This window comes from Saccharothrix coeruleofusca, from assembly GCF_017876325.1.
GTDB classification, from domain to species: Bacteria; Actinomycetota; Actinomycetes; order Mycobacteriales; family Pseudonocardiaceae; genus Actinosynnema; species Actinosynnema coeruleofuscum.
On the sequence record NZ_JAGINV010000001.1, the window covers coordinates 7,245,292 to 7,269,961 of the forward strand.

Annotated in this window: 26 protein-coding genes; 14 read left to right on the forward strand and 12 right to left on the reverse strand. The window is 72.3% G+C overall.

The features are described 5' to 3' along the window. Positions 1 to 58: 58 nt before the first annotated feature. Positions 59 to 859 (forward strand): SDR family NAD(P)-dependent oxidoreductase, encoded by an 801-nt coding sequence (locus JOF41_RS33655; protein ID WP_209623746.1) that lies wholly within the window; start codon positions 59 to 61, stop codon positions 857 to 859. A 48-nt stretch (positions 860 to 907) separates the two neighbouring features. Here the strand turns inward: JOF41_RS33655 and JOF41_RS33660 are convergent, their stop codons facing one another. Then, complete coding sequence (locus JOF41_RS33660) at positions 908 to 2,509, reverse strand: polysaccharide lyase family 8 super-sandwich domain-containing protein (protein WP_209623747.1); 1,602 nt, start codon at positions 2,507 to 2,509, stop codon at positions 908 to 910. A gap of 72 nt (positions 2,510 to 2,581) precedes the next feature. Between JOF41_RS33660 and JOF41_RS33665 the strand changes: the two genes are divergently transcribed. Then, positions 2,582 to 3,841: an MFS transporter gene (locus JOF41_RS33665; RefSeq protein WP_189221069.1), complete on the forward strand. Its 1,260-nt coding sequence runs from the start codon at positions 2,582 to 2,584 to the stop codon at positions 3,839 to 3,841. A gap of 7 nt (positions 3,842 to 3,848) precedes the next feature. On the opposite strand, the gene JOF41_RS33670 is transcribed toward JOF41_RS33665, so the two are convergent. Beyond that, on the reverse strand, positions 3,849 to 4,604 hold the full coding sequence (locus JOF41_RS33670) for a hypothetical protein (RefSeq protein ID WP_189221068.1): 756 nt from the start codon (positions 4,602 to 4,604) through the stop codon (positions 3,849 to 3,851). A gap of 733 nt (positions 4,605 to 5,337) precedes the next feature. Here JOF41_RS33670 and JOF41_RS33675 point away from each other — a divergent pair. After that, a complete protein-coding gene (locus JOF41_RS33675) occupies positions 5,338 to 5,874 on the forward strand; it encodes a winged helix-turn-helix domain-containing protein (protein WP_189223275.1) in 537 nt (178 codons plus the stop codon). Further along, positions 5,871 to 6,392, forward strand: coding sequence for a transposase (locus JOF41_RS33680; RefSeq protein WP_209615493.1), 522 nt, complete (start codon positions 5,871 to 5,873; stop codon positions 6,390 to 6,392). The genes JOF41_RS33675 and JOF41_RS33680 overlap by 4 nt, the downstream gene beginning before the upstream one ends. A gap of 58 nt (positions 6,393 to 6,450) precedes the next feature. Here the strand turns inward: JOF41_RS33680 and JOF41_RS33685 are convergent, their stop codons facing one another. Continuing rightward, positions 6,451 to 6,660, reverse strand: a complete 210-nt coding sequence (locus JOF41_RS33685) for a DUF397 domain-containing protein (protein ID WP_209623748.1) — start codon at positions 6,658 to 6,660, stop codon at positions 6,451 to 6,453. 12 nt (positions 6,661 to 6,672) lie between these two features. Continuing rightward, complete coding sequence (locus tag JOF41_RS33690) at positions 6,673 to 7,512, reverse strand: helix-turn-helix domain-containing protein (protein WP_276515726.1); 840 nt, start codon at positions 7,510 to 7,512, stop codon at positions 6,673 to 6,675. A 94-nt stretch (positions 7,513 to 7,606) separates the two neighbouring features. On the opposite strand from JOF41_RS33690, the gene JOF41_RS33695 reads away from it, so the two are divergent. Together JOF41_RS33695 and JOF41_RS33700 are read left to right on the forward strand one after the other, a co-directional pair. After that, positions 7,607 to 7,846: a hypothetical protein gene (locus JOF41_RS33695; protein ID WP_209623750.1), complete on the forward strand. Its 240-nt coding sequence runs from the start codon at positions 7,607 to 7,609 to the stop codon at positions 7,844 to 7,846. Between the two features lie 70 nt (positions 7,847 to 7,916). Then, positions 7,917 to 9,299 carry an APC family permease gene (locus tag JOF41_RS33700; RefSeq protein WP_209623751.1) on the forward strand — a complete coding sequence of 461 codons (1,383 nt, stop codon included), beginning with the start codon at positions 7,917 to 7,919 and terminating at the stop codon, positions 9,297 to 9,299. A gap of 1 nt (position 9,300) precedes the next feature. On the opposite strand, the gene JOF41_RS33705 is transcribed toward JOF41_RS33700, so the two are convergent. Then, positions 9,301 to 10,116, reverse strand: coding sequence for an MBL fold metallo-hydrolase (locus tag JOF41_RS33705; protein ID WP_209623752.1), 816 nt, complete (start codon positions 10,114 to 10,116; stop codon positions 9,301 to 9,303). Then, a complete protein-coding gene (locus tag JOF41_RS33710) occupies positions 10,113 to 10,682 on the reverse strand; it encodes a TetR/AcrR family transcriptional regulator (protein ID WP_209623753.1) in 570 nt (189 codons plus the stop codon). Before JOF41_RS33710 ends, JOF41_RS33705 begins: the two co-directional genes overlap by 4 nt. A 56-nt stretch (positions 10,683 to 10,738) precedes the next feature. Between JOF41_RS33710 and JOF41_RS33715 the strand changes: the two genes are divergently transcribed. Further along, complete coding sequence (locus tag JOF41_RS33715) at positions 10,739 to 11,611, forward strand: aldose 1-epimerase family protein (RefSeq protein WP_209623754.1); 873 nt, start codon at positions 10,739 to 10,741, stop codon at positions 11,609 to 11,611. Positions 11,612 to 11,630: 19 nt separating this feature from the next. Continuing rightward, positions 11,631 to 12,824, forward strand: coding sequence for an amidohydrolase (locus tag JOF41_RS33720; protein ID WP_209623755.1), 1,194 nt, complete (start codon positions 11,631 to 11,633; stop codon positions 12,822 to 12,824). 375 nt (positions 12,825 to 13,199) lie between these two features. On the opposite strand, the gene JOF41_RS33725 is transcribed toward JOF41_RS33720, so the two are convergent. Then, positions 13,200 to 14,342 (reverse strand): acyl-CoA dehydrogenase family protein, encoded by a 1,143-nt coding sequence (locus JOF41_RS33725; RefSeq protein ID WP_209623756.1) that lies wholly within the window; start codon positions 14,340 to 14,342, stop codon positions 13,200 to 13,202. A gap of 83 nt (positions 14,343 to 14,425) precedes the next feature. Between JOF41_RS33725 and JOF41_RS33730 the strand changes: the two genes are divergently transcribed. The 3 genes from JOF41_RS33730 to JOF41_RS33740 all read left to right on the forward strand — a co-directional run bounded on the left by JOF41_RS33730 (position 14,426) and on the right by JOF41_RS33740 (position 17,541). Beyond that, a complete protein-coding gene (locus tag JOF41_RS33730) occupies positions 14,426 to 15,025 on the forward strand; it encodes a TetR/AcrR family transcriptional regulator (protein ID WP_189221059.1) in 600 nt (199 codons plus the stop codon). Continuing rightward, entirely contained in the window at positions 15,022 to 15,960 is a 939-nt protein-coding gene (locus JOF41_RS33735; protein ID WP_209623757.1) for a carbohydrate kinase family protein, read from the forward strand. Before JOF41_RS33730 ends, JOF41_RS33735 begins: the two co-directional genes overlap by 4 nt. A 267-nt stretch (positions 15,961 to 16,227) precedes the next feature. Next, a complete protein-coding gene (locus JOF41_RS33740; protein WP_189221057.1) occupies positions 16,228 to 17,541 on the forward strand; it encodes a citrate synthase in 1,314 nt (437 codons plus the stop codon). 66 nt (positions 17,542 to 17,607) lie between these two features. On the opposite strand, the gene JOF41_RS33745 is transcribed toward JOF41_RS33740, so the two are convergent. From JOF41_RS33745 to JOF41_RS33755, 3 genes are read right to left on the reverse strand one after another with little or no spacing between them, the layout of a single operon-like run. Continuing rightward, entirely contained in the window at positions 17,608 to 18,798 is a 1,191-nt protein-coding gene (locus JOF41_RS33745; protein ID WP_209623758.1) for an ABC transporter permease, read from the reverse strand. Beyond that, on the reverse strand, positions 18,795 to 19,706 hold the full coding sequence (locus tag JOF41_RS33750; protein WP_372448507.1) for an ABC transporter ATP-binding protein: 912 nt from the start codon (positions 19,704 to 19,706) through the stop codon (positions 18,795 to 18,797). Before JOF41_RS33750 ends, JOF41_RS33745 begins: the two co-directional genes overlap by 4 nt. 19 nt (positions 19,707 to 19,725) lie before the next feature. Continuing rightward, positions 19,726 to 19,986: a helix-turn-helix transcriptional regulator gene (locus JOF41_RS33755; protein WP_189221055.1), complete on the reverse strand. Its 261-nt coding sequence runs from the start codon at positions 19,984 to 19,986 to the stop codon at positions 19,726 to 19,728. Between the two features lie 193 nt (positions 19,987 to 20,179). Between JOF41_RS33755 and JOF41_RS33760 the strand changes: the two genes are divergently transcribed. The 3 genes from JOF41_RS33760 to JOF41_RS33770 are packed head-to-tail and all read left to right on the forward strand — an operon-like array spanning position 20,180 to position 22,778. After that, positions 20,180 to 20,623 carry a YbaB/EbfC family nucleoid-associated protein gene (locus JOF41_RS33760; RefSeq protein ID WP_189221054.1) on the forward strand — a complete coding sequence of 148 codons (444 nt, stop codon included), beginning with the start codon at positions 20,180 to 20,182 and terminating at the stop codon, positions 20,621 to 20,623. 17 nt (positions 20,624 to 20,640) lie between these two features. Then, positions 20,641 to 20,949: a type VII secretion target gene (locus JOF41_RS33765; RefSeq protein WP_189221053.1), complete on the forward strand. Its 309-nt coding sequence runs from the start codon at positions 20,641 to 20,643 to the stop codon at positions 20,947 to 20,949. Then, positions 20,946 to 22,778 carry a WXG100 family type VII secretion target gene (locus tag JOF41_RS33770; protein WP_209623759.1) on the forward strand — a complete coding sequence of 611 codons (1,833 nt, stop codon included), beginning with the start codon at positions 20,946 to 20,948 and terminating at the stop codon, positions 22,776 to 22,778. Before JOF41_RS33765 ends, JOF41_RS33770 begins: the two co-directional genes overlap by 4 nt. 42 nt (positions 22,779 to 22,820) lie before the next feature. Here JOF41_RS33770 and JOF41_RS33775 read toward each other — a convergent pair whose 3' ends face one another. Next, positions 22,821 to 23,822: an NADP-dependent oxidoreductase gene (locus JOF41_RS33775; RefSeq protein WP_189221051.1), complete on the reverse strand. Its 1,002-nt coding sequence runs from the start codon at positions 23,820 to 23,822 to the stop codon at positions 22,821 to 22,823. A 9-nt stretch (positions 23,823 to 23,831) separates the two neighbouring features. After that, complete coding sequence (locus JOF41_RS33780) at positions 23,832 to 24,557, reverse strand: GNAT family N-acetyltransferase (RefSeq protein WP_209623760.1); 726 nt, start codon at positions 24,555 to 24,557, stop codon at positions 23,832 to 23,834. Positions 24,558 to 24,670: the final 113 nt, after the last annotated feature.

Below are 24,670 nucleotides of genomic sequence, written 5' to 3' on the forward strand. Positions count from 1 at the left end.
ACAGCTTAGGCACCCGCCGTTGTGGCACTCAGTGTCAGAAGTGGCCTATAGTGCACGTATGACACCTGTTGACTACCGCGGTCAGACCACCCTCGTGACCGGTGCCAGCGCGGGCATCGGCGTCGCGTTCGCACGCGAGCTGGCCCGGCGCGGCTCGCACCTCGTGCTCGTGGCCCGCCGCGCGGACCGCCTCGAAGCGCTGGCCGCCGAGCTGACCGCCGCGCACGGCGTCCGGGTCACCGCGCTGCCGCTGGACCTGAGCCGCCCGGCGGCCGGGCGCGCGCTCGCCGAGCAGGTCGACCACCGCGGCCTGGAGGTCACCAGCCTGATCAACAACGCGGGCTTCGGCACCCACGGCCCCTTCCACCGGGAGGACCCGCGGCGGCTGACCGAGGAGATCAACGTCAACGTCGCCAACCTGGTCGACACCAGCCGGGCGTTCATCGAACGGCTGCGCGACGCGGGCACCGGCGTGCTGGTCAACGTCGCCAGCATCGGCGCCTACCAGCCCGCGCCCAACATGGCCGTCTACGCGGCGACCAAGGCGTTCGTGCTCAGCTTCACCGAGGCGCTGTGGTACGAGTCCCTGGGCACCGGGCTGCGCGTGCTGACGCTCTCACCCGGCGCGACCAGCACCGAGTTCTTCGACGTCCTCGGCTCGCAGGAGGTGGACCGCGGCCCTGGGCGGCAGACCCCGCAGCAGGTCGTGGCCACCGCCATGAAGGCGCTGGACCGCCGCAACCCGCCGCCCAGCGCGGTCTCCGGCAGGCTCAACGCCCTGCTGTCGCACTCAGCCCGCTTCTTCTCCCGCCGCCGCGCCGTGACGATGATGGGCGCCATCACCGCGCGGGCGAACTGACCGGTCGCCGCACCGGGCCTGCCCGGAGGCGGCCTCGATCCCGGCGTGTCATGGCCGCTCCAGCACCACCCCGCCGCACCGCACGGCCTGCCGCGCCACCGTGTTGGCCAGCACCTCCACCTCCGGCAGGTGCGGGCCGGGCACGATGGCGCAGGCGTAGGAGGCGTCGCGCGGGCCGGGGCCGTGGTCGAACCCGATGGTGAACACGTCGGCCTCCAGCGGCCGGGGCGAACCGGTGCCGCCGATGTCCCGCCAGCTGCCGGTGCGCTGCTCCACCCCGGAGAAGTGCCCCGGCGACAGCGGCAGGTAGACGATCCCGCCGTGGTCGGCCAACCGCTGGTCGATGGTGGTCACCACGGGGTTGCGGGCGTCCGGCGCGGTGATGCCCGCGCCCAGCGCGACCACCACGTCGTCGAAGCAGAACCACGCCTTCCAGCCCTCGGTGAACCCGTCCACGCCCGCCAGGCGCAGCGCCGCCACGCCGTGCCTGCCGTCGCTCCAGCCCGTGGCCTCGCCCGCGCCGCGCGCCCCGGCGGGGCGGGGGGTCAGGCTCCGGCCCAGCTCCGCGGTCACGCCGGGCAGCCGCGCCCAGTCCCACACCGGCAGCACCGCCCGGTAGCCGTCCTCGGCCTGGTCACCGACGCGGACCGCGGCCACCCCGTCGGCCAGGTGCCTGCCGCGCGGGTTCCCGCCGCTCGCGCCGCCGGAGGTCGCGGTGTCGGAGGTCGCGGTGCGCGGCGACGACATGCGCACCGACACCGACCAGCCGGGGCGGCGGTGCACCAGGTAGCCCGAGCGCGGGTAGTAGCGGGTGCCCACCAGCGGCGCCCCGCGCCCGGCCAACCGGTCGTCGAACGCCACCAGCTCGCCGTGCCGGGGCGCGTCGGCCTCCAGCAGCCGCAGCACGGTGGTGCGCAGGTCCGCGGTGGCGCGGTGGGCCTCGGCGCGGCCCACGTCGTCACCCATCACGGTGAAGTCGAAGCCGCCGCCGTGCACCGCCCACTGCTGCCCGTCGAGCAGGAAGTCGACCAGCCGCCGCACCTCGCGCGGGCCGAACGCCCACGGCGTGCCGTGCACCGCGTGCACCCACAGGGCCAGCTCGCAGGCCAGCGCGTGGCCGTGGCCGCCTGCGTGCGGCACGGGGCCGTGCCGGTGGAAGCTCATGTCGTCCTGGATGCCCTCGCCGCCGGTGCGGCGCAGCGCTTCGGACATCCGGTCCACGGCCCGCGCGACCAGCTCGGGGGCGTCCTCGACCAGGCCGCGCCGCAGCACCACGCCCTGGGCCCGGACCAGGTCCAGCCCGGTCGGCTCGACCGGGCCCGCGCTGGCGGCCAGCCAGCGGCCCCAGGTGGCGCGCTGCTCGGGGGTCAGGTCCAGGTCCAGCAGGGCGTCGCCGACCAGCCGGGGCGCGCCGATCTCGTTGAACCACCGGTTGTGGCTGCGCGGGGCCAGTCGCCGCCACGCCTCCAGCGCGCGCAGCCGGTCCGGGGCGGGCAGGCCCAGCGCGCGGCGCAGGTGCTCCAGCGGTCGGAACAGCCCGCCGTCGCGGTCGGCGTAGTCGATGTCCGGCCAGGTGCCGTCGGGGCCCGGCGGTCGGCTCGGCGGGTGGTGGGCGCGCAGGCGCTCGCGGACGACGTCGAGGTCGCGCATGGTGATCAGTGTGCTGGTGACCTGCGTGACGTTCAGGTGAAGTAGATGTTAGTTGTCGTACGCTAACGGGTTGTGAGGCGTCTGCTGGGCAAGGTCGCGATCGACACCCGCCCCCTGAGGATCCCGGCCTACCGGCGGCTGTGGCTGTCCACCGTGGTCACCGCGATCGGCAGCCAGCTCACCGCCGTCGCCGTGCCCAAGCAGGTCTACGACCTCACCGGCTCCTCCGGCTGGGTGGGCGTGTCCGCGGGCGTGGCGCTGGTGCCGCTGCTGGTCTTCGGCCTCTACGGCGGCGCGGTCGCGGACGTGGTGGACCGCCGCAAGCTGCTGCTGGTGACCAACACCGGCATCGCGGTCACCTCGGTGCTGCTGTGGCTGCAGGCCGCCTTCCCGGTGCGCTCGGTGTGGCTGGTGATCGTCCTGCTCGGCCTGCAACAGGTGTTCTTCGCCGCCAACTCTCCCGCCCGCACCGCCTCCATCGCCCGACTGGTGCCCGCCGAGCAGCTGCCCGCCGCCACCGCGCTGGGCTCCACGGTGATGATGTTCGGCGGCGTGTTCGGCCCGATGCTGGCGGGCGCGCTGATGCCGGTGGTCGGCCTGCCCACGCTCTACCTGGTCGACGCGGTCGCGCTGACCGCGACCATCTGGTCGGTGTGGCGGCTGCCGCCGCTGCCCCCGCTCAACGCGCCCTCCCGGCGGGCGGGCCTGAAGGACGTGCTCGACGGCTTCCGCTACCTGGCCCTGCAACGGGTCCTGCTGGCCTCGTTCCTGCTCGACATCATCGCGATGGTCTTCGGGATGCCGCGCGCGCTGTTCCCGGAGATGGCCGAGAAGACCTTCGGCGACCCGCCGGGCGGCGGCCTGGCGCTGGGCTGGCTGTTCGCCGCCATCCCGCTGGGCGCGCTGCTGTGCGGGCTGGTGTCCGGGTGGACCTCGCGGGTGGCGCGGCACGGCGTGGGCGTGGTGCTGGCCGTCGTCGCCTGGGGCGTGGCGGTGATCGGGTTCGGGTTCTCGCACGCCCTGTGGCTCGCGGTGGTCTTCCTGGCCGTCGGCGGCGCGGCGGACATGATCAGCATGGTGTTCCGCAGCGCGATCCTGCAGACCGCCGCCAGCGACGACATGCGCGGCCGGATGCAGGGCGTGTTCATCGTCGTCGTCGCGGGCGGCCCGCGCTTGGCGGACCTGCTGCACGGCACCACCGGCGCGCTCGTCGGACCCGGAGTAGCCACCGCCGTGGGCGGCGCGCTGGTCGTGCTGGCCACTGGTCTGGCCGTGCTGGCCATCCCGGCGATCTGGCGCTACCGGTTCACGCCCGAGCGCGTGGCGAGCTGACCCCGGCTCACCCGTTCACCACGTCCACCCGGATCGAGTCGTTGTCCCTGAGCGTGGTGATGGTCAGCTTGCGCCGCCCCGGCTCACGGCCCACGATCACCACCCACCGGTCGCCCGCGTAGGCGAACAGCCGCAGCCCGGTGTACCGGTAGGACACCTTCCCGTCCGGGTCCACCAGGCGGGTCTCGGCGACCAGCGGCGCGGGCAGGTCCAGCTTCGCGGCGCTGTGCACGACCAGGGCGGGCCTGCTGGCCGGGTGGCGGTCGACGTGCGCGGCCAGCGCCAGCCCGCTGCGCGTCGCGTGCACCGTGGTCGCCCAGAACACCGCGAACGCGACCACCGCCCCCACCACCGCGCGGCAGGCGAACGCCCGCCGGTCCCGGTGCAGCAGGGGACCGCCGAGCACCGCGGCGGCGGCCAGCGCGAGCGCCCCGAGCAGCGGCTCGAAGCGGCCCGCCAGCGCCGCGCCCGCGCACACCGCCAGGCCCAGCGCCAGCACGGCGCGCAGCGCGGGGACCAGGGGGCCGGGCGGGGTGAACCGCGCCGCCCAGCGGTTGACCAGCAGCAGGAGCACCAGGCCGCACAGCAGGAAGGCCAGCGGCCGGAACACCACCCCGACCCCGCGCAGCAGGTAGTCCTGCACGCTGAACTTCAGCGCCGCCTGGTCCAGGCCGAAGTAGCCGTAGATGGCGGTCTGCCGGTTCCAGCCGAAGTACAGCACCACCGAGGTGAGCGCGGTGAGCGGCGCGGCGACCAGCCCCACCAGTTCCAGCGCGGTGCGCGCGTGGTCCGGTTCACTCCGGGGTGTAGGGGCCGCCGGGGATATCACCCGTCGGCGTGGTGGTTTCCGGAGCAGAATTCGTGTTTGCCGGGGCATCGGGGGTCGACGTGAATTCCTGTTCCCGCGCCGAGGACGGGACTTCCCGCGTCGGCGCCGCCGGGGCCGGTTCCCGCGCTGGTTCGGGCGCGGATTCCGGCGCGGGAGCGCGCTGGCCGGTCCGCTGGTCGGTCCGCGCAGGCGCGACCGGCGGGAGCACGCCCCCGGTCCGCACCGCCGGTGGTGTGTGCGACGTGCTGACCGGCGGTTTCGCCGTGGTGCCCGGAGTGGACGGGGCCTGCGCGGAAGTGGGGTATTCCCGAACACCGGGGATGGTCTCGCCGTGCGGTTCCTCCGCCCGGTCGCAACCGGCAAGGACACCGTGCAACGCGAGTCCGCCGATCAACAGGAATGATCGAATCTTCGCCATCCGCGCTTCCGGTCGGTAGTCGGGATTTCCCCCAGACTAACCACGCCCCGCTCGCCCGCGTGGGACATCCGGTTCACCAGATCGGTGCATTCTTCCGCCCCGCCCGCGCCTGCAAGTACTACCCGACCCCCGCCAAAGGGCCGGTAACTACTACCCGGCTCAAGGCGCGCCGGGTACTGAGGTTTGTTTTTGGGGTTGATGTGGCTGGTTGCGGTCGCGGAATGGCCGTCGGTGTGTTAAGCCGGGACGATGAGGCTGGGTGGTGGTCTGACCGGCCCGGAGCGTCAGGAGCGTGAACAGGTCCGGCTCAGGGCGGCGGACCTGTTCGACCAGGGGATGTCCCAGGCCGATATCGCCCGCCTGCTGGGCGTGAGCCCGCAGGCGGTGTCGCAGTGGCGCAAACACTTCACCGAACACGGTGTCGACGGGCTGCTCTCGGCAGGCCCGTCGGGTGCGCGGTGCTACCTCGACGACGAGCAGATCCGCACGGTGCTGCGGGAACTGGACAAGGGCCCGGCCGCGCACGGCTGGGCCGACCAGCGCTGGACCCTGGCCCGCATCGGCCGGGTGATCACCGAGACCACCGGCGTGGTCTATGCCGCCCCCGACGGCATCTGGCGCCTGCTGCGCCGCATCGGCTGGTCCTGGCAGATGCCCCGCACCCGCGCCCTGGAACGCAACGAGGAGGTGATCACCGCCTGGCGCACCGAGGTGTGGCCGCGGGTAAAACATCCGCGGGCCAGACAGCGTGGATCTGCTTCCAGGACGAAGCGGGCGCCTCGATGACCCCACCCACCCGACGCACCTGGTCCCCGGTGGGCCGCACCCCCGAACTGCGCATCGCCGGACGACATCGCAACGGCATCAGCCTGGCCGGCATCTGCTGCTACCACCCCGACCGGGCACCGGTACTGCTCTACGCCACCCGCGAGCACAGCTTCACCAACACCACCTTCCCCGCCCTGCTCACCCGACTGCACCGCCGCCTCAACGCCCCCATCGTGCTGATCTGGGACAACCTCTCGGCACACCTGTCGGGCAAGACCCTGCAATACACCAAGGACAACACCGCCTGGCTGACCGTGGTCCAACTGCCCGCCTACGCCCCCGACCTCAACCCCACCGAAGGCGTCTGGGCACACCTGAAAAACACCAGCCTGGCCAACCTGGCCGCCCGCAGTCTCCCCGAACTCACCCACGCCGCCCGCCGCGGACTACGCCACATCCAACGCCACCCCGCCCTGCTCGCCGGCTTCCTCACCCACACCGGCCTCACCCTCGACCCCACCCCATCAACCCCATAATCAAACCCCGGTAGTAGTTACCGGCCCCCGCGAACCACACGGGTAGTACTTGCAGGCGTCAGGGGGTGTGCAGGAAGCGGCGCCAGGCGGACTCGGGGAACTCCAGGGTGGGGGCGGGGTTCTTGGAGTCGCGGGCCAGCACCCGCCGCCCGCCGAACGCCACCTCCACGCAGTTGGCGGAGTCGGCGCTGCGGGTGCTCTTGCGCCACGCGACCTCGACGCAGTTCGCGCTGCTCGCGCTGTGGGAACTCTTGCGCCACAGGGTCATGCCCCCATGGTTTCACGCGAACTGCCGGAGCAACTCCGCTGTTTCCCCTGGCTCGTGCGCCAACTTGCGCAGTTCCGACCAGACCGCCTCGTAGACCTCGATCTGCTCCGGCTCGTCGAGGAAGAGGCTTGCGATCTTGTTCTCCAGCAGCACGAGGCTCGGCTCCTCGTCGTACTCCAGAATCACGAACGCGCCGTTCAACCCGGCGTGCAGTCCGGCCCCGGAGGGGAGCACCCGAACTGTCACGTTGGGCCGTTCGGACATGTCGGCGATGTGGCGGAGCTGTCGAGCGTGGGCCCCCGGCTCGCCGAAGGGGCGTTCGAAGACGCCTTGTTCGACGATCGCTTCGAGCTTGAGCGGGTTGCTCCGGGTGAGCAGGCCTTGGCGGCCCATCCTGCTTGAGACCAAGGCGTCGATCCGCTCCTCGGTGAGGTCGTGGCCGGTCGCGTGGATGATTGCCCTCGCGTATTCGGGCGTCTGGAGAAGACCAGGGATCATCAACGGCTCGTAGAAGAGCAGGGAGCCGGCCTCGTCCTCGAAGTCGGCCCAGGTCTGCCAGTCCTCGGGCAGGTTGGAGTTGTGCATTCGCAGCAGGTTGCGCTGTTCGGCGTTGCGCGCCAGGTCGAGCAGTTCCACCCGCTGCGCGCGGTCGACTTCGTAGAAGTCCAGCAGCTTTTCGAGGTCGTCGAGGTAGATGCCGATTTCGGAGGTCTCGATGCGGCTTATCTTGCTGCCGGACATGCCCACCGCCTCACCGGTGGCATCGGTGCTGAGACCGGTGGCGGTGCGCAATCTGCGGAGGACGTGGGCGAGTCGGCGGGATCGGACCGAACGTCCGGAACGGCGTGCCATGGCGGCAACAGTATGGTCGCCGCAAACAAAACAGCCAGTCCGTTCACACTAAGGTGTAATTGCTGGCCGGTATGCAGCGCTGCACGCTGTGCCCATGAACGATGAACCGATCATCAGGACCAGGAGGCCCAAGCGGGAGTGGCTGCTGCGCTGCGAGGGAGAGGAGGACGAGGTGTTCTCCGTGAACGTCTCGCGCGGCGCGGTGGAGATCCACCCGCCCGAGCACCTCGACTGCGTCCACTTGGAGAAGTCGCAGATCGCCGAGTTCCGGGCGGTCCTGGACGAGGCGATCGAGCGCGCCGAGACCGATCTGCGGGCCGCCGTGGAGTCGTAACCTCAAGCTTTGCCCAAACGCCCCCGATCCGCTGTCCACGACCCCTTGTGATCCGGCACACTCCCACGGCATGGTGGAAGCGACTGGCGCACCGGCGCAGCCGGAACTGAAACGGGCCATCGGTCCGAAGCTGCTGCTGTTCTTCGTGGTCGGTGACATCCTCGGCACCGGCGTGTACGCCCTCACCGGCAACGTCGCGGGCAAGGTCGGCGGGGCGCTGTGGCTGCCGTTCCTGATCGCGTTCGCGGTCGCGTTCCTGACCGCGTTCAGCTACCTCGAACTCGTCGGCAAGTACCCCAGGGCGGCGGGCGCGGCGCTCTACACCAACCGGGCGTTCAAGATCCAGTTCCTGACGTTCATGGTGGCGTTCGCGGTGATGAGCTCGGGCATCACCTCGGCCTCGTCCGCCGCGCTGGCGTTCGGGCGCACCTACCTGCAGTCGGTGGTCAAGGAGTTCTTCTCCGACACGTTCACCATCTCCGCCACGCTGGTGGCGGTGCTGTTCATCATCGGGCTGGGCGCGGTCAACTTCCGCGGCGTGTCCGAGTCGGTCAAGGCCAACGTGGTGCTGACCTGCATCGAGCTGTCCGGTCTGGTGATCGTCATCGCGATCGGCGTGTACGCGGTGGCGGTCGGCGACGGCGACCCCGGCAGGCTCACCCAGGTCGACCCGGCGCCGGGGCAGTCCGCGCTGGTGGCCGTCACCTCGGCCACCGCGCTGGCGTTCTTCGCCATGGTCGGCTTCGAGGACTCGGTGAACATGGCCGAGGAGTGCCGCGACCCGGTGAAGATCTTCCCGCGCGCGATGCTGTGGGGGATGGTGGTGGCGGCCACCATCTACGTGCTGGTCGCCATCACCTCCTCGCTGCTGATCCCGGCCGACCGGCTGGCCAAGGCGGGCAGCAGCGCGCTGCTGGAAGTGGTCAAGGTCGGCGCGCCGTCCTTCCCGCTGTGGGTGTTCTCGCTGATCGGCCTGTTCGCGGTGATCAACTCGGCGCTGATCAACATGCTGATGGCCAGCAGGCTGGTCTACGGCATGGCCAACGAGCGCATCATCCCGAGGGCCTTCGGCGTGGTGCACCCGTTCCGCCGCACGCCGTGGATCTCCATCATCTTCACCAGCGGTGTGGCGATCATCCTGGTGATGACCACCGACATCGCGAAGCTGGGCGGCACCACCGCGCTGCTGCTGCTGATCGTGTTCACCATCGTCAACATCGCGGTCCTGGTGCTGCGCAAGGAGAAGGCCGACCACGAGCACTTCCGCGCGCCGACCTGGGTGCCGGTGCTCGGCGCGCTGTCCTGCGCCTACCTGGCCAGCCCGCTGTCGGGCAGGCCCGCCGACGACTACAAGATCGCGCTCTACCTGCTGGGCGCCGGTGTGGTGCTGTGGGGCATCAACCGGGTGGTGCACGGCAAGACCGAGTTCGACGCGCAGAAGCTGGCCAAGTAGGTCACCGCGTCCGGTGGAGCTGGTGCCTGGCCAGCTCCACCGGGTCGTGGGCGCTGAAGACGTCCACCTCGGACCGGTGGTCGCGGACCAGTTCCCGCAGTCGCTCCAAATTGGACAGTCGCAGATCGCGCACCGTCTCCATGCCCTTCTCCAGCAAGGCCAAGCCGGGCGGGCAGCTCGGCCGCTCCTCCAGCTGGCCGTGGAAGAAGTAGCTGTCGCCCGCGTGCAGCAACCACTTCCCGCCGGTGCGCACCGCGACGCCGGTGTGCCCTCGGGTGTGCCCGATGAGCGGCACCAGCAGCACGTCCGGGCGGAACTCGCGCACCCCGTCGAAGCCGAACCACCGCTCGCCGGTCGGCTCGTACGGCCGCCACTTCGGGCCGTGCGCCCGCTGGCCCAGCGGGTAGCGCGCCTTCGCGGCCGGTTCGAGGAGGCCGTCCAGCTCCTCCCGCAGCACGTGCACCTCCGCGTGCGGGAAGTCGCGCAGGCCGCCCGCGTGGTCGAGGTCCATGTGCGTCAGGACGACGTGCCGCACGTCCTCGGCGCGGAACCCGAGCCGCTCCACCTGCCGCAGGGCGGTTTCCGACTCGTCCAGCGAAGGGCGGGCCACCGCCCGCCAGTACCAGGGCAGCGTCGGCGACGGGTCGCGGATGTCCTCCAGGCCGATGCCGGTGTCGACCAGCACGAGCCCGTCGTCGGTCTCCAGCAGCAGGCAGTGGCAGACCAGCTCGGCCGTGGCGAACGCGGAGCCGCGCCCGCTGACCAGCCTGCCGCCGAACGGTCGCATGGTGCCGCAGTTGAGGTGGTGCGCCTTCATGGCGTCGCCTTTCCGAGCAGGGCGCCGAGCCGGGCGGCCACGGCGTCGACGGGGGACAGGTCGCGGCGCGTGCGGGCCAGCAGCAGCGCGCCTTCGATGGCGGCGAGGACCACGGTGGCCAGCTCGTCCGCGTCGGGGAACCGGGTGCGCAGGTGCTCGGCGATGGCGGACCGCCAGCCGTCGTAGACGCCCGCGCACGCGCGGCGGATCGTCTCGCTCTGGGCGGCGGCGTCGAGCGCGACCGTGGCCACCGGGCAGCCGTCGCGGAAGTCCGAGGCCGCCAGCCCCTCGCTGAGCAGCCACAGCGCCGAGCGCAGCGCCTCGACCGGGTCCTCCTGCCGCGCCAGCACCTCCCTGAGCGCGTCGCCCAGCTCCTGGCCCGCGTGCGCCACCGCCTCGGCGGCCAGCTGCTCCTTGCCGCCGGGGAAGTGGAAGTACAGCGAGCCCTTGGGGGCGCCGCCCTCGGCGAGCACCTGGTTCAGGCCGGTCGCGTGGTAGCCCTGCGACCGGAACAGGGCGGCGGCGGTGCGCACCACCCGATCGCGAGTGTCGTTACGGCGAGCCACGAGATCACTATACAGACTGGTCTACTGAGCAAGTGGGGGCCGTAGGCTGCTGACCCATGCTGGAGATCGCCCGCGGCGCCGCGCGCGCCGTCATCACGCCCGATGGCGCCGGATTGAAGTCCTACGAAGTGGCCGGAGTGCCCTACGTCGAGACCTACGACGACCAACCCCCGATGGGCAGCGGCGCGGTGCTCGTGCCGTGGCCCAACCGCACGGCGGGTGGCAAGTGGGTCCTCGACGGTGTCGAGCAGCAGTTGGAGGTGACCGAGCCCGCGCGCGACAACGCCATCCACGGCCTGGTGCGCCGGGTGCCGTGGACGGTGGTCGAGCACACCGGCTCGCTGGTGGTGCTGGAGGCCGAGGCGGCCGGGCCGGGCTGGCCGGTGCCGCTGCGCACGACCATCTCCTACGCCCTGGACGACCACGGCCTGACCGTGTCGCACGGCGTGCACAACATCGGCTCGGCGCGCACCCCGTTCGGCGTCGGCACCCACCCGTACCCGAGGGCGGGCAACTCCGCCACCGACGAGACCAGCCTGTCCCTGGCGGCCACCACCGTGCTGCCGGTGGACGCGGACAGCATGATCCCCACCGGTCCGGCCGAGCCGGTGTCCGGCGACTACGACTTCCGGGTCGCCCGGCTGCTCGAAGGGGTGAAGCTGGACACCGCGTTCGGCGGCTGCGAGCCGGTCGACGGGCTGGTGCGGCACGTGCTGCGCGGGCCGGAGGGCGCGGTCGAGCTGTGGGCGGACCCGGACTTCAAGTGGGTGCAGGTCTACACGCCCGACGACTACCCCGGTCGGGGCCGGGCGGTCGCCGTGGAGCCCATGACGTGCCCGCCGGACGCGCTGAACTCGGGGGTGGACCTGATCTGGCTCAACCCCGGCGACTCGTGGGCGGGTCGGTGGGGTTTGCGCCCCCTGGACTAGATGTTTAGGCTTGCTAACTATGGATGTCGCGATCACGGGTGGGTACGTCGTGCCGGTCTCCGGTGAGCCGGTCGAAGGCGGGACGGTGCTGATCCGGGACGGTCGGATCGCCGCCGTCGGAGCCTCGGTCGAGGTGCCGGACGGCGTGCCCACCGTGGACGCGACCGGGTCGTGGGTGCTGCCCGGCTTCGTGGAGGCCCACGGCCACCTCGGCGTGCACGAGGAGGGCGAGGGCTGGGCCGGTCAGGACACCAACGAGATGACCGACCCCAACGGCGCCCGGCTGCGCGCGCTGGACGCCATCAACCCCGCCGACCTGGGCTTCGCCGACGCGCTGTCCGGCGGCGTCACCACGGCCGTCATCAAGCCCGGCTCGGGCAACGTCATCGGCGGCCAGACCGTCGCCGTGAAGTGCTGGGGCCGCACCGCCGACGAGATGCTGGTGCGGCAGCCGGTGAGCGTGAAGAGCGCGCTGGGCGAGAACCCCAAGCGCGTCTACGGCGACCAGAAGAAGCTGCCCTCCACCAGGCAGGGCGTGGCCGCGGTGATCCGCGACGCCTTCACCGCCGCCCAGGACTACGTGGCCAGGCGGGACGCCGCCGACGGGCCGTTCCAGCGCGACAACACCCTGGAGACGCTGGCCAAGGTGCTCTCCGGCGAGCTGCCCTGGTGCCAGCACTGCCACCGCGCCGACGACATCGCCACCGCCCTGCGGCTGGCCGACGAGTTCGGCTACAAGCTGATCGTCAACCACGGCACCGAGGGCCACCTGGTGGCCGACCTGCTCGCCGAGCGCGGCATCCCGGTGGTCATCGGGCCGCTGTTCGCCACCCGGTCCAAGGTGGAGCTGCGGCAGCGCAGCCTGCGCACGCCCGGCGTGCTGGCGCGGGCGGGCGTGGAGATCGCCATCACCACCGACCACCCGGTGGTGCCGATCAACTTCCTGGTGCACCAGGCCACCCTGGCGGTGAAGGAGGGGCTGGACCGCGAGACCGCCCTGGAGTCCATCACCGTCAACCCGGCCCGGATGATGGGCCTGGACGACCGCGTGGGCTCGCTGCGGCCGGGGCTGGACGGCGACGTGGTCATCTGGTCCGGCGACCCGCTGGACGTGATGAGCCGCGCCCAGCGCGTGTTCATCCAGGGCCGCGAGGTGTACGCCTACACCGACGGCGAGCCCGTCGTCGCCAACCCCTACTACACCGGGTCCTGACCCTCCCCTCCCCGCGAGTCGAACGCTCAGGTACCGCGAGTCGAACGCTCAGAACCCCTGAGTTCTACGTTCGGGGTGGGTCAAGGGCATGCGCTCGCCGCGCGGCAGGTCGCCCCGCTGCGCGCGCTCCGCGCGCACCCCTGATGCGTGGGCAAGTACTACCCGACGGGTGTGCGGGGGCCGGTAAGTACTACCTGGGGTGCGCGAAAGCGCGGGTGAGAGCACGGAGGCGCGGGTTGGGGCGCGAGGGTGCCGGTCGGGGTGCGCGAATGTTCAGTTCGGGGTACCTGAGCGTTCGACTCGCGGGGGCGACACGCCCGACACGCCCATAGGTGGGTGACGCTGGGGGGCGGGCGTGGTGGGCGTGTCGGGTGGTCAGCGGCGGAGGTGGCGGGCGATGACCAGGCGTTGGATCTGGTTGGTGCCCTCGAAGATCTGCAGCACCTTCGCCTCGCGCATGTAGCGCTCCACCGGGAAGTCGCGCGTGTACCCGGCGCCGCCGAGCACCTGCACCGCGTCGGTGGTCACCTTCATCGCCGCGTCCGTGCACACCAGCTTCGCCACCGCCGCCTGCCGGGTGAACGGCAAACCCCGGTCGCGTCGCCGCGCGGCCTGCAGGTACGTCGCGCGGGCCGAGTCGACGGCGGCGGCCATGTCCGCGAGCATGAACTCCACGCCCTGGAAGTCGATGATGGCCCGGCCGAACTGGGTGCGCTGCTTGGCGTAGGCCACCGCCTCGTCCAGCGCCGCCTGCGCCAGCCCCACGGCCGTGGCGGCGATGCCCAGCCTGCCGGAGTCCAACGCGGACAGCGCGATCTTGAGCCCGTCGCCCTCGGCCCCGACCAGCCGGTCCGCCGACAGGGCCACGTCCTCGAAGCGCAGTTGCGCGGTGATCGACCCGGTCAGGCCCATCTTCCGCTCGGGGGGCGCGGCGGAGAGGCCGTCCGCGACGCCGGGGGCGAAGAAGCAGCTGATGCCCCGGCCGCCGTCGTCGGACGTGCGCGCCATCAGCGTGTAGAAGTCCGCCGCGCCCGCGTGCGTGATCCACGCCTTGGTGCCGTTGACGACGTACTCGTCCCCGCGCCGGACGGCCCGAGTGGACAGTGCCGCCGCGTCGGAACCCGCGTGCGCTTCGGACAGCGCGTAGCCGCCGAGCAGTTCACCGCCCACGGCGTCGGGCAGCCACCGCGCCTTCTGCTCCTCGGTGCCGAACGCGGCCAGCCCGTAGCTGGACATCACGTGCACCGACAGCCCCACGCCGACCGACATCCACGCCGAGGAGATCTCCTCCAGCGCCTGGAGGTAGACCTCGTAGGGCTGCGCGCCGCCGCCGTACTCCTCGGGGTAGGGCAGCCCCAGCAGCCCGCTGCGGCCCAGCAGCCGGAACACCTCACGCGGGAACCGCGCCTCCTCCTCGGCCCGCGCCGCGCGGGGGGCCAGCTCGTCGCGGGCGATCTCGCGGACCAGCGCGATCAGGTCCTCGGCCTCGGTGGTGGGCAGCAGCCTTTCGGCGGGCATCGTCGACCTCCTGGGTGGTACTGCCGTCAGTACTGTGGGACGTACGCTAGTACTGTCACCGGGAAGTGTGACAGAGTTCGACCATGACCTCCCCGCTCGCGCGTCGCCCGCCGACGCCCCGGCAGGCCGAGCTGCTCGGCAGGCTGGAGGCGCTGGTGCTCGCCGAGGGGTTCGCGCGCTTCACCCTCGACGACCTGGCCGCCCGGCTGCACTGCTCGAAGTCGACCCTCTACGCGCTGGCCGCCAGCAAGGAGCAGCTCGCGGTGCGCGTGGTCGGCCACTACTTCAAGGGCGCCTCGGAGCGGATCGAGCGGCGGATCGAGGGTGTCGCCGACGTCCGGGCCAGGATCGGCACCTACCTGGCGGGCGCGGCCGAGGAGCTGCGCCGGGCCAGCGCCACGTTCATCGAGGACGTCGCCGCGTTCGCGCCCACGCGCGCCACCTACGAGCGCAACGCCCGCGCGGCGGCCGAGCGGATCAGGTCCTTCATCCAGGACGGCGTGCGGGAGGGCGTCTTCCGCGAGGTCCACGCGACGCTGGTCGCGGAGATGGCCGGCCTGCTCATCGAGGGCATCCAGAGCGGTGTGCTGCCCCGGCGGGCCGGGGTGTCCGACGCCGAGGCGTTCACCGCACTGGGTGAACTTCTGCTCGACGGGTTGCGGAGAGAACGGAGTCAGGCGTGATCGTCGTTGCCGGTGAGGCGTTGGTCGACCTCGTGCCCACCCCGCAGGGGGACCTGTCGCCGAGGCTGGGCGGCGGGCCGTACAACGTGGCCATCGCCGCCGGGCGGCTCGGGGCGCCCACCGCCTTCCTGTCCCGCGTCTCCCGCGACCTGTTCGGCGACCGGCTGGTGGCGCGGCTGCGCGACTCGGGCGTGCGCACCGACCTGGTCTCGCGCGGCGACGAGCCGACCACCCTGGCGCTGGTGGGGCTGACCCCGGACGGGTCCGCGCGCTACTCCTTCTACGTCGAGGGCACCGCCGACCGCCTGTTCGCCGACCCCGGCCCGCTGCCCGACGGGGTGCGGGCGGTGTCCTTCGGCACCCTGTCGCTGGTGCTGGAGCCCGGCGCGAGCGCCTACGAGGCGGTGCTGCGCCGCGAGGCGGCTCGCGGCGCGCTCACCGCGCTGGACCCGAACATCCGCGCCGCGCTCATCCCGGACCCGGACGCCTACCGGGCGCGCTTCCGGGGCTGGCTGCCCCACGTCGGCCTGCTCAAGGTGTCGGTGGAGGACGCCCGCTGGCTGGCCGACCTGCCCGAGGACGCCCCCGAGGACGACGTGCTGGCCGCCGCGGGCGAGTGGCGGGCGGCGGGCCCCGCCGCGGTGGTGCTCACCAGGGGCGGCGACGGCCTGGCCGCGCTGACCGGCGCGGACGAGGTGATCCGCGTCCCACCCACCCCGGTCGACGTGGTGGACACCATCGGCGCGGGCGACACCGTGCAGGGGGCGCTGCTGGCGTGGCTGCACGAGCGGGACGCGCTGTCCGCAGAGGCCGTGCGCGGGCTGGACGCCGAGGACTGGGTGGCCGCGCTGTCGCGCGCGGGGGCCGCCGCGGCGATCACCTGCTCCCGCGCGGGCGCCGAGCCGCCGCTGCGGCGAGAGCTGGAGATGACCTAGGTCTCACCTCTCCCGAGGTGGAGGAACCCCCCGCAAGGGCTACGGTGGACACGCGCGCTAGCCACCACTGCATCCCTGTGTGATGCCGGTCCCATCTGGCAGAACCGGTCACGCCACAGCTGTGGAGCGGGGTTGCCCGCCGACTAGCGTGGCAGGAACTGTCAGGACCCCAACGGGGTGGTGCTGCGGTACGGGGCCGTCAGGTCCGGCAGTGCCGTTGTGCGAGATCCGCACGCGCCACCCCGCCTAGCGTGAGAGGGACTCCGTATGCCCGACGCGACGACTGCGCCGAACGACACCCGTACCGTCGCGCTGCGCCACCAGGGCGGAGAGCACGAGATGAGGGTGGTGCCCGCCACCGAGGGTGCGCCCGGCATCGATCTCGGCAAACTCCTGGCCAACACCGGCCTGGTAACCCTGGACAGCGGCTTCGTCAACACCGCCTCCTGCGCGTCCGAGATCACCTACATCGACGGTGACGCGGGCATCTTGCGCTACCGGGGCTACCCCATCGAGCAGCTCGCCGAGAAGTCCAACTTCCTGGAGGTCAGCTACCTGCTGATCTACGGTGAGCTGCCCACGCAGGCGCAGCTGGACGAGTTCTCCTCCAAGATCAGCAGGCACACCCTGCTGCACGAGGACCTCAAGCGGTTCTTCGACGGCTTCCCGCGCGACGCGCACCCGATGCCGGTGCTGTCCTCCGCGGTGTCCGCGCTGTCCACCTTCTACCAGGACAGCCTGAGCCCCTTCGACGACAAGCAGGTGGAGATCTCCACCATCCGGCTGCTGGCCAAGGTGCCGACCATCGCCGCCTACGCCTACAAGAAGTCGGTCGGCCAGCCGTTCCTCTACCCGGACAACTCGCTGGGCCTGGTGGAGAACTTCCTGCGGCTGACCTTCGGCTTCCCGGCCGAGCCCTACGACGTCGACCCGGACCTGGTCCGCGCGCTGGACCTGCTGTTCGTGCTGCACGCCGACCACGAGCAGAACTGCTCCACCTCCACGGTGCGCCTGGTGGGCTCCTCCGAGGCGAACCTGTTCGCCTCCATCTCCGCGGGCATCAACGCCCTGTTCGGCCCGCTGCACGGCGGCGCGAACAGCGCGGTGCTGGAGATGCTGGAGAAGATCCGCGACGAGGGCGGCGACGTGGAAGCCTTCGTGCGCAAGGTGAAGAACAAGGAGGACGGCGTCCGCCTGATGGGCTTCGGCCACCGGGTCTACAAGAACTACGACCCGCGCGCCGCCATCATCAAGAAGACCGCGGACGAGATCCTGGGCAAGCTGGGCGGCGACGACCAGCTGCTCGACATCGCCAAGAAGCTCGAGGAGACCGCGCTCGCGGACGACTACTTCATCGAGCGCAAGCTGTACCCGAACGTGGACTTCTACACCGGGTTGATCTACCGGGCGATGGGCTTCCCCACGAAGTTCTTCACCGTCCTGTTCGCACTGGGCAGGCTGCCGGGCTGGATCGCGCACTGGCGCGAGATGATCAAGGACCCGGCCACCAAGATCGGCCGCCCGCGCCAGGTCTACGTCGGCTCGCCGTCGCGCGACTTCGTGCCGATGGACCAGCGCTGACCGGTTCCGCGACGAGAAAGGCCCGCGCCCCAAGGGGTGCGGGCCTTTTCCATCCTCTGTGGACTGTCAGGGGCGCAGCGCGTCGCGCAGCCGGACCCGCGCGCCGGTGCGCAGCACCGCGTTGGCGTAGACCCTGCCGCCCAGCCACGTGATGGCCGCGATCGCCAGCAGCGCCAGCAGCACCGCCAGCAGCACCTGCCACGCGGGCGCCACACCGACCGCCATCCGGCCCGGCATCATGATCGGCGCGAACGGCGGCAGCAGCGACAGCACCGTCACCGCGGTCCCCGACGGGTCCTGGATCATCAGGTTGATGCCGACCACGAAGGCGATGATGATCACCATGCTGATCGGCGTGAGCACCGACTGCAGCTCCTCCTGGCGGGACACCAGCGAGGCCGCCGCGGCGAACACCGTGGCGTAGAGGAAGAACCCGAGCAGGTACCACAGCACGCCGGTGGCCAGCGCCCCGCCCGCCAGCCCGGCCACGTCGAGCACGCCCGACAGCGAGGACAGCAGCACCCCCAGCCCGCCGATCAGCAGCAGCTGGACCAGCCCGACCGCGCCCAGCCCGACCACCTTGCCCAGCAGCAGCTGCCACGGCCGCAGCGTGGCCAGCAGCAGCTCCACCACCCGGCTGGACTTCTCCTCCACCACGCCCTGGGCCACCATCGTCCCGTAGACCAGCAGCGAGTAGTACAGCAGCCCGGCGATCACCAGGCCGATGGCCAGCCGCGGCCCCTCCTGGTCGTCCTCGGGCTCCAGCGCCACCACGGCGGTCTGCGCCCGCGCCACGTTCGCGGTGACCGTGGCCGGGTCCAGCCCTGCCTCGGCCAGCTGCGCGCTGAGCACCTGCTGCTTGACCACCAGGTCCAGCGCGGTGCGCAGCTGCTCGTCGAGCCGGTCCTTGACCACCACGCGCAGCGCGTCCGCCGCGCCGGTCACCAGCGCGTCCAGCTCGCCCTCGCGCACCCGCCGCTCGGCGTCGGCCACGTCGGCCGCGTCCACCACCTCGATGTCGTAGCTCAGCGACTGCGCGGTCTGCTCCACCGCCCCGGCCAGCGCGGTGGCCTGGCCGTTGAACGCCACCACGTCGCGCCCCACCCGGTCGAACAGCACCGCCTGCAGCAGCACGTAGCCCACCAGCACGGCCACGATGACCACCGTGCCCCACAGGAACGACTTGGCGCGCACTCGGGTCAGGAATTCCCGGCGCGCGACCAGGAACACCGCGCGGCCGGGGGTGAGGGTGCTCATGCGGCGTTCTCCTCCGTCACGACGCTGCGGAACAGCTCGGTCAGCGACGGCCGCTGCCGGGTGAACTCGTGCACCGGCCCGGTGGCCAGCGCCGCGCGCAGCACCACCTGGTCGTCCGCGTCGGGGGCCAGTTCGAGCACCGTCCGGCCGCCGCTGACGTGCGCGGACCGCACGCCCGCCAGCCCGTCGGCCCAGCCCGGCGGCGCGGCGGGCGCGTGCACCACCAGCCGCGAGTCGCCGCCCGCGCGCAGCTCGTCGACCGTGCCGCAGGCCACCAGCGAGCCGCCGCGCACGATGCCCACCCGGTCGCACAGCCGCTCCACCAGGTCCAGCTGGTGGCTGGAGAACACCACGGGCACGCCCTCGGCGGCCTTCTCCCGCAGCACCTGGCTCATCACGTCCACGGCCACCGGGTCCAGCCCGGAGAACGGCTCGTCGAGCACCAGCACCTCCGGCTGGTGCACCAGCGCCGCGGCCAGCTGCACCCGCTGCTGGTTGCCCAGGCTGAGCTTCTGCACCTCGTCGCCGCGCCGCTCGCGCACCCCGAGCCGGGTGATCCACGCCTCCGCGGAGCGCCGCGCCTCGGCGGGGGACAGCCCGTGCAGCTCGGCCAGGTAGACCAGCTGCTCCAGCACCTTCATCCGGGGGTAGAGGCCGCGCTCCTCGGGCATGTAGCCGATGCGCCTGCGGGTCTCCAGGGTGATCGGCTCGCCGTTCCAGCGCACCTCGCCGGAGTCGGCGGCCAGCACGCCCAGCGCGATGCGCATGGTCGTGGTCTTGCCCGCGCCGTTGCTGCCGACGAAGCCGAACAGCTCGCCGGGGTGGACCTGGAAGGTCATCTCGCGCAGGGCCACGACGTCCCCGTAGCGCTTGGAGACGCGGTCGATCTCCAGCACCCCGTGTGCCACGGTCGCTCTCCTCACGTCGTCAACCGCCGTAGACCTGCGTCGACAGCGGCTCGAAGGGGGTGCGGCTGAACACCGCCTCCACCGGCAGCCCGAACACCTCGCAGATGCGCAGCGCCAGGTCCAGGCTGGGGTAGTGGTCGCCCCGCTCCAGCGCCCCGATGGTCTGCGGGTTGACCTCGACGGCCTCCGCCAACGCGGCTCTGGTCATACCGCGCTCCGCGCGCAGGACCTGCATCCGGTTGTGGATGCGCTGTTCGGACCCCCGGCGAACCGGACTCATGGACGAAGTGTTGCGAAAACCCAACGAATCGGCAAGCAAACAACCTGGCGATTGCGCTGAACGGCCCAGCATGAGCAGCGCCGGTACCCCAAATCACGATTCGGTGAAACGATCCGCAGCCCGGAACCGAAACGAACTCTCGACGAGTCGAATGCGCACCAGGGCAGCCAGCCCGTTGCGGTGAGGGGTGGACATGGAGCCGGACCAGTGGCTCGCCCAGTACGGGCAGAAGATCGAGCAGGCCAAGCGCGGCGCCGCGGAGGTGGAGACCCGCCTCGGCGGGGTGGGCGGCAGCGCGACCTCCCCGGACGGCCTGGTCACCGTGTCGGTCAACGCCTCGGGCGCGCTGACCGACCTGATCCTGCGGCCCGGCCTGCGCGGTGAGGACCCCGAGCGCATCGCCAGCGCCGTCATGGCCGCCGCCGCGCAGGCGCAGCGCGCCGCGGCGGGCCAGGTGGTCGAGATCATGACTGAGTTCGTGGGCGACAGCCCGGCGCTGGAGTTCGTCAAGGCGAAGATGCCCAACGGCTATTCGGGTGACGGCACGGACGCCGTGGAACCGCAGCCGGAGCTGCAGCGTCGAGACACCAGGCCCGATGACGAGTACTTCACCAACCCACCCGACGTGATGGCCTGAGCAGGGGGTAGAGGGACATGTTCCACTCGTTCCACGTCAGCCCGGAGCAGATCCGGGCGCACGCGGGCACCGTCGACCAGTTGACCCAGCGGATGCTCGCGGCCACCCGGACCGCCGACCCCTCGCTGTCGACCGAGGCCTTCGGCGTCTTCGGTTCCTTCCTGGCGCAGTTCCTGCTCAAGACCGCCGGCGCGTCCCAGGACATCCTCGGCCAGGCCACCGAGACCGTCGCGGACATGTGCCAGGGCCTCAAGGAGGTCGCCGACCTCTACGAGAACGTCGACCTGGACAACGCGTTCGGGTTCACCGGAGGAGCGCGCGGATGAGCACCCAGGCCACCACTCAGGGCCGCGACCCGGCCTACCTGGTCAACGACGTGCAGGGCACGGTCGCGGCGGTCGAGCGCGGCGACTGGGTCTCCGCCGGGCTGGGCATGGCCAACACCGCCATGGGCATCGTCGGGCTGGCCGCCAACCCGCTGTCGGGCTTCCTGTCGGCCGGGTTCAGCTGGGCCGTCCAGCACGTGGATTTCCTGCGCGAGCCGTTCGACGCGCTGCTGGGCGACCCGCAGGCCATCGCCAGGATGTCCGAGAGCTGGGCCTCGGCGGCCAAGCAGGTCGAGAGCGTGGTCGCGGACTACCGGCGCACCGCCGTGGAGGAGACCCGCGGCTGGGCGGGCCGCTCCGCCGACGGCTACCGCGCGGCGGCCGCCAAGCACGCCAGCGGCCTGGAGACGCTGGCCAAGGCCACGCAGGGCATCTCGCGCGCGGCCAAGGGCGCGGGCGAGCTGGTGGCCACGGTCCGCAAGGCCATCATGGACCTGATCGGCAAGGCCGTGTCGGACATGGTCATGCGGATCATCCAGTGGCTGTCGGCGTCGTTCCTGACCTTCGGCGCGGCCATCGGCGCGGCCATCGCCGACATCGTGCAGATGGCCTGCAACTACGCCAAGAAGCTCGCGGACTTCCTGCAGAAGCTGGCCAACTCGCTGAAGAAGCTGATCGAGCTGATCCGCTCGGTCGCGCAGATCGCGCAGACCGCCAAGCAGATCCTGCAGGCCATCACCGCGATGACCAACTCCAACCGGACGGGCGGCGGCAGCGGGCCCCGGCTGAGCCAGGGCGGGGTCGGGCTGACGCAGGAGCAGCTGGCGCAGATGGACCGCAACGCGCGCGACCGGTACACCTCCGGGTCCGGCGGCGCGACCAACCCCAGCGGCAGCCACGGCGCGGGGCCGGTGGTCAACCAGCCGCCGCAGGTCGGCGGCACCGGCGGGTGGACCTCGCCGCAGCCCCACCCCGGTCAGCCGGGCGGGCCGGTGGTCAGCCCGCCGCCGCAGGTGGGAGGCACCGACCAGTGGGTGCGGGCGCAGCCGTACCCGTACCCCGGCAACTCCGGCGGTCCGGTGGCCCAGCCGCCGCGGGTCGGCACCCCCGGCTACGGCCCCGGTGCGCCCGGTGGCACTCCAGGGGGCGCTCCTGGCGGCGGCAGCGGTGGTTCCGGTGGTTCCGGTGGCAGCACCGGCGGGCACTGGGAGCCGGGCCGCTGGGTGCCGAACACCCCCGGCGGCACCACTCCGGGCGGTACCACCCCGCCCCCGTCGGGCTACACGCCGCCGGTCTACACCCCGCCCGCCTACACCCCGCCCGCGAGCCGCGGCGCCGACACCACGCACGCCACCACGGCGGACGGCGGCGGCACGCCCACCGCGCCCCCGGCGCGGTCGTTCAGCGCGCCCGACCTCAACCTCGACAAGGCGGGCGGCGCGGGCGGCTTCGGCGGCGGCGGTGGTGGTGGTGCCGCCGGTGGCTTCGGCGGTGGCGGCGCGGGTGGCTTCGGCGGCGGTGGCGCGGGTGCGGGCATCGGCGGTTCCGGCGGCGGTGGCGCGGGCGGCAACCCGATGCCGCAGGCGGGTGGCGCGTCCGGCGTCCTGCCCCCCGGTTCCGGCGGCGGCCCCGCCACGGGCGGCCCTGCGGCCGCCGCGGCGGGTGGTCGGCCCGCCGCGGGTGGCGGCATGGGCATGATGGGCGCGCCGATGGCGGGGATGCCCCCGCAGGGCGGCGACGCCAAGGACCACCAGCGCAAGGTCCGCATCGAGGGCGACCCGCTGATCGAGGAGCCGCCCAGGGCGGCCAAGCCGGTCATCGGCGAGTGACGCGGAGCCGGGGCCGTCCCACGCGGGGCGGCCCCGGCGGCCTCACAGCTCCACCAGCGCCTTGCCCAGGTTCTCCCCGCGCAGCATGCCGATGAACGCCTCGGGGGCCTTGTCCAGGCCGCCGCTGGTGACCGTCTCCCGGTAGCGCAGGCTGCCCTCGGCGACCCAGCGGCCCACCTCCCGCTGGAACCGCTCGCGCAGGTGGCCGTGGTCGCGGACCAGGAACCCGCGCAGCGTCAGGCGCTTGCCCACCGCCAGGCCCAGGTTGCGCGGCGCGGTGGGCGCGGAAGTGCTGTTGTAGACCGAGATCGCGCCGCACAGCGCCGCGCGGCCGAAGTCGTTGAACGAGGCGATGGCCGCCTCCAGGTGGTCGCCGCCGACGTTGTCGAAGTACACGTCGATGCCGTCCGGCGCGGCCTCGGCGAGCAGGTCGGCCACCTTGCCGCTCTTGTAGTTGAACGCCGCGTCGAAGCCGAGCTCGCCGGTCAGGAAGGCGACCTTGTCGTCGGAGCCCGCGCTGCCGATCACCCGCTTCGCACCGCGCAGCTTCGCCACCTGCCCGGCCACCTGGCCCACCGCGCCCGCCGCGCCGGAGACGAAGACGACCTCGCCCTCCTTGAACGCGGCCACCTCCAGCAGGCCCGCGTAGGCGGTCAACCCGGTCATGCCCAGCACGCCGAGGTAGGCCCCCAGCGGGGCGGCGTCCGGGTCCACCTTCACCGCGTGGCGCGGGTCGAGCACGGCGTACTCGCGCCAGCCCAGGCCGTGCAGCACCTTGTCGCCGGGCGCGAACCCCTCCGCGTCGGACTCCACGACCTCGCCGATCGCCCCGCCGTCCAGCGGCTCGCCGAGGCGGAACGGCTCGACGTAGGACTTGACGTCGTTCATCCGGCCGCGCATGTACGGGTCGACGCTCATCAGCACGTTGCGCACCAGCAGCTCGCCCGGACCGGGCCGGGGCACGGGGACCTCCGCCAGCTCGAAGTCCTCCGGGGTGGGCAAGCCCTTCGGCCGGGCGGCCAGGCGGATCTCACGGGCGGTCATCGGCGCTCCTCAGCGGACTGTCTCGAGTGGACTTCCTGGAGTGGACTGGCGCGGCGACTCCAGCACGGCCACGCCGCGGTAGTCGAAGCCGAGCTTGCGGTAGACGGCGATGGCGTCGGCGTTGCCCGCGTCGACCATGAGGGCGCAGGTGCCGTGGCGGGTCAGCAGCGAACTGGCGACGAACGCGCAGAGCCCGGTGGACAGGCCCCGGCCGCGGTGGTCGGGGTGCGTGGCCACGCCCGCGAGGAAGCCCGCGGTCGGCGCGGACCAGGCGTCGGCGGCGACCGCGACCAGCCCGCCGTCCACGCGCAGCCCCGCCCACCGCGTCGGGCCGGGTTCGCGCGGCCACACGTAGGAGTTCGGGTTCGCCTCGCGCAGCAACGCCTCCACCTCGTCCCACTCGGACTCCGCGAGCCATCTTCCTGGGCCGGGGGCCAGCTCGCCACCGCGCTCCATCCACCCGAAGACCACCCTGGCCGGGGTGCTCAGCCGCGCGGCGAGGTCGGTGGTGACCAGCGGTCGCAGGTGCGGGGCGGCCAGGTGCTCCAGCAGGGCGTCCACGTCGCCGGGCGGCCCGTCCAGGACCAGCCGGTCGTGGCGGTTGAGCCGGGGGGCCAGCACGGCGACCGCGCCGCCGTGCGCCCAGGCGGAGCCGCCCCAGGCCAGCGCCTGGGCGGCCCAGCGGATCATGGTGCTCCGGTCGGCCAGGTCGGCGGGGCTGTGCAGTCGACGCATCCCCGCATCATCGCCCGCCCCGCCCCCCGCGTCGGCAAGTACTACCCGGCACGCCTCCGGCGGCCGGTAACCACTACCCGGCGTCGCGAACGCTCGGTTCGCGGTGCTTGGAC

Coding starts and splice junctions, on each gene's coding strand:
- JOF41_RS33770 (WP_209623759.1), top strand. CDS start 20,946: ATGAGCACCCAGGCCACCACTCAGGGCCGCGACCCGGCCTACCTGGTC.
- JOF41_RS33700 (WP_209623751.1), top strand. CDS start 7,917: ATGGTGGAAGCGACTGGCGCACCGGCGCAGCCGGAACTGAAACGGGCC.
- JOF41_RS33655 (WP_209623746.1), top strand. CDS start 59: ATGACACCTGTTGACTACCGCGGTCAGACCACCCTCGTGACCGGTGCC.
- JOF41_RS33695 (WP_209623750.1), top strand. CDS start 7,607: ATGAACGATGAACCGATCATCAGGACCAGGAGGCCCAAGCGGGAGTGG.
- JOF41_RS33660 (WP_209623747.1), bottom strand. CDS start 2,509: ATGCGCGACCTCGACGTCGTCCGCGAGCGCCTGCGCGCCCACCACCCG.
- JOF41_RS33720 (WP_209623755.1), top strand. CDS start 11,631: ATGGATGTCGCGATCACGGGTGGGTACGTCGTGCCGGTCTCCGGTGAG.
- JOF41_RS33725 (WP_209623756.1), bottom strand. CDS start 14,342: ATGCCCGCCGAAAGGCTGCTGCCCACCACCGAGGCCGAGGACCTGATC.
- JOF41_RS33760 (WP_189221054.1), top strand. CDS start 20,180: ATGGAGCCGGACCAGTGGCTCGCCCAGTACGGGCAGAAGATCGAGCAG.
- JOF41_RS33680 (WP_209615493.1), top strand. CDS start 5,871: ATGACCCCACCCACCCGACGCACCTGGTCCCCGGTGGGCCGCACCCCC.
- JOF41_RS33780 (WP_209623760.1), bottom strand. CDS start 24,557: ATGCGTCGACTGCACAGCCCCGCCGACCTGGCCGACCGGAGCACCATG.
- JOF41_RS33675 (WP_189223275.1), top strand. CDS start 5,338: ATGAGGCTGGGTGGTGGTCTGACCGGCCCGGAGCGTCAGGAGCGTGAA.
- JOF41_RS33740 (WP_189221057.1), top strand. CDS start 16,228: ATGCCCGACGCGACGACTGCGCCGAACGACACCCGTACCGTCGCGCTG.
- JOF41_RS33705 (WP_209623752.1), bottom strand. CDS start 10,116: ATGAAGGCGCACCACCTCAACTGCGGCACCATGCGACCGTTCGGCGGC.
- JOF41_RS33765 (WP_189221053.1), top strand. CDS start 20,641: ATGTTCCACTCGTTCCACGTCAGCCCGGAGCAGATCCGGGCGCACGCG.
- JOF41_RS33730 (WP_189221059.1), top strand. CDS start 14,426: ATGACCTCCCCGCTCGCGCGTCGCCCGCCGACGCCCCGGCAGGCCGAG.
- JOF41_RS33715 (WP_209623754.1), top strand. CDS start 10,739: ATGCTGGAGATCGCCCGCGGCGCCGCGCGCGCCGTCATCACGCCCGAT.
- JOF41_RS33685 (WP_209623748.1), bottom strand. CDS start 6,660: ATGACCCTGTGGCGCAAGAGTTCCCACAGCGCGAGCAGCGCGAACTGC.
- JOF41_RS33690 (WP_276515726.1), bottom strand. CDS start 7,512: ATGGCACGCCGTTCCGGACGTTCGGTCCGATCCCGCCGACTCGCCCAC.
- JOF41_RS33755 (WP_189221055.1), bottom strand. CDS start 19,986: ATGAGTCCGGTTCGCCGGGGGTCCGAACAGCGCATCCACAACCGGATG.
- JOF41_RS33745 (WP_209623758.1), bottom strand. CDS start 18,798: ATGAGCACCCTCACCCCCGGCCGCGCGGTGTTCCTGGTCGCGCGCCGG.
- JOF41_RS33775 (WP_189221051.1), bottom strand. CDS start 23,822: ATGACCGCCCGTGAGATCCGCCTGGCCGCCCGGCCGAAGGGCTTGCCC.